Raw genomic sequence first — 2,780 nt, forward strand, 5'->3', positions numbered from 1 at the left:
GCAATGGTGCCCAAATCTACGTATTCCAACTCGCTTCCCACAGGTACGCCACGGGCTAGGCGCGTGACTTGCACACCGCGCTTCTTTAACGCCTCGCCCAGCACATGGGCGGTGGCCTCTCCCTCGGCGGTGAAGTTGGTGGCCAAGATGACTTCTTTCACCACGCCATCGCTGGCACGCTCGATGAGCTTTTGTAGGCCAATGTCTTTGGGGCCAAAGCCATCCAAAGGGCTGATGCGGCCCATCAACACAAAATATTGGCCCTTGTAAGCGGCGGTGCGCTCGACCGCCGATTGGTCGGCTGGCGTTTCCACCACACACAAGCGCGTGTTGTCGCGCCCCTCGTCCAAACAGGTATTGCACACCCCCTGCGTCGTGAAGGTGTGGCAGCGCTCGCAATGTTTTACCTGAGCTGCCGCTTGGTGCAAGGCTTGAGAAATCATCTCAGCCCCCTCACGGTCATGCTGCAACAGGTGGTACGCCATGCGCGAGGCCGATTTCACCCCCACCCCGGGCAAACGGCGTAGGGCCTGAATCAGGCCTTCCAGCACGGACGTGTCGCTCATTTAGAACGGCAGCTTCAGGCCAGGTGGCAAACCAGCGGTGAGCTTGCTCATCTTGGCTTCACTGGTCTCGGCAGCTTTGCGCACGGCGTCGTTGAAGGCGGCAGCCACTAAGTCTTCCAGCATGTCTTTGTCGTCAGCCAACAAGCTGGGGTCAATGGTGATGCGTTTGACCTCGTGCTTGCAGGTCATCAACACCTTGACCAAACCAGCGCCAGACTCACCGCTGACCTCGACGAACGCCAATTCGTCTTGTGCCTTTTTCAGGTTTTCTTGCATGGCTTGGGCTTGCTTCATCAGGCCCGAAAGTTGTCCTTTGTTGAACATGATTTTCCTTTTAACAAACTAAAAAATAAAACGGTCTGATTTAGATCGGTTTGATGCTGCCTGGCACGATTTTGGCGCCAAAGTCACGCATCAAACTTTGAACATAGGTGTCATTGAGGATGATCGCCTCAGCACCAGCTTGGCGTTGCGCAGCGGCGGCGGCATTGCGTTTGGCGGGGCTGTCTTGCACGCGGCCCACTTCTACCGTCAGCCGCACAGGGTAGCCTGCGCTGGCCAATGCCGTTTGCAAACGCTCGCGGCTGGTGGTGCTGTTCAGCGACTCACGTTCCACACGCAACATCCATGTATCGGTGTCACGCGCCACTAGCTGCGACTGCAAAGCCAACTCGCGCACCAATGCGTTGATGGTTTCGGCAGACGACATGTCCGTCACCAACTTGTGCCAAAACTCACCCTCGGGCGTGGCCTCAATTTGCGGCACGTCTGTGGAGGGCACTTGTGGCTCCAATGCGGCGCTGGGCTCGGCCTGTTGACGCACGGGCATGGCGACCACAGCGGCGTCAGAATCGTGGTCGAAGCTGGAACCGTCTTCCCAAGGCGCCACTTCGCGGGGCTGCATATCGCGCACGGGCAAAGCTTGAATGGGCTCTGCGGCAATCGGCACCGGTGCAGAAACAGCAGGTTTCAGATTAATTAGAGTTTTTTTTTCAGCCGAGGCCGAAGCTGCATTTGAAGCTTGTGGTTTAAATGCCAACAAGCGCAGCAGCACCATGGTGAGTGCCGCATATTCGTCGGGAGCCAGACCCAGTTCTTGACGTCCATGCAAGCTGATGCTGTAGAGCAGCTGGGTTTCATCGGGCGGCATCACACCCGCCAAGCGGGCTATCTCGGCGGCTTCGGGATCGGCTGCATCGCCCTCGCCCATGTCAGGCACAGCTTGCAACACCGCCATGCGCTGCAACACCATCGACATGTCTTCTAGCGTGGCCGCGGCACTCAGGCCATGAACGCGCAAAGTTTCAGAAGTTTCCACCACCGATTTGCCGTCGCCATGCGCCAAAGCCTCAATCAAGCGGAACACATGTGAACGGTCTGCGCTACCCAACATTTGGCGAACCGAAGCTTCTTGCAATTGACCACCGCCGTAGGCAATGGCTTGGTCAGTCAAGCTCAATGCATCGCGCATGGAGCCACGTGCAGCACGGGCCAACAGACGCAAGGCTTGCGGCTCGGAAGTAATGTTTTCTTGGCCCAACACATGGCCCAAGTGCTCCAACACGGTTTCGGGGGCCATGGGACGCAGGTTGAACTGCAGGCAGCGCGACAGCACGGTGACCGGCACTTTTTGCGGGTCAGTGGTGGCAAGCACAAATTTCAAATATTCAGGCGGCTCTTCAAGCGTCTTCAACATCGCGTTAAAAGCGGTGTTGGTGAGCATGTGCACCTCGTCAATCATGAAGACCTTGAAGCGGCCTTGCACGGGCTTGTAAACAGCTTGCTCGAGCAAACTTTGCACTTCGTCCACGCCACGGTTAGAAGCGGCGTCCAACTCGGTGTAATCGACAAAGCGTCCTGCATCAATGTCGGTACAAGCTTGGCACACACCGCAGGGGTTGGCGGTAATGCCGCCTGAGCCGTCCACACCTTGGCAGTTGAGCGATTTAGCCAACACACGCGACACCGTGGTTTTGCCCACACCGCGAGTGCCCGTGAACAAATACGCATGGTGCAAACGCTGGGTGGTCAGCGCATTGGTCAGCGCCTGCACAACGTGCTCTTGCCCCACCATCTCAGTGAAGGTTTTGGGGCGATATTTGCGGGCGAGCACGAGGTAGGACATAAGCGGCACATTCTATGTGACCTACAATAGATCTCGACGGGCCTCCCCACATGGTGAAGCGGCCAACTGGGTCAGATGGGGAACCAAGC

Annotated in this window: 3 protein-coding genes; all 3 read right to left on the reverse strand. The window is 57.4% G+C overall.

What is annotated here, in order from left to right; genetic code table 11:
• On the reverse strand, nt 1-566 hold a 566-nt coding region (recR, locus tag ABWP81_RS05595), incomplete at its 3' end, for a recombination mediator RecR (protein ID WP_353140166.1).
• Entirely contained in the window at nt 567-890 is a 324-nt protein-coding gene (locus tag ABWP81_RS05600; RefSeq protein WP_353140168.1) for a YbaB/EbfC family nucleoid-associated protein, read from the reverse strand.
• A 40-nt stretch (nt 891-930) separates the two neighbouring features.
• Nucleotides 931-2,691: a DNA polymerase III subunit gamma/tau gene (dnaX, locus tag ABWP81_RS05605; RefSeq protein ID WP_353140170.1), complete on the reverse strand. Its 1,761-nt coding sequence runs from the start codon at nt 2,689-2,691 to the stop codon at nt 931-933.
• Nucleotides 2,692-2,780: the final 89 nt, after the last annotated feature.

The sequence above is a fragment of the Limnohabitans sp. genome (assembly GCF_040401135.1).
Classification (GTDB): Bacteria; Pseudomonadota; Gammaproteobacteria; order Burkholderiales; family Burkholderiaceae_C; genus Limnohabitans.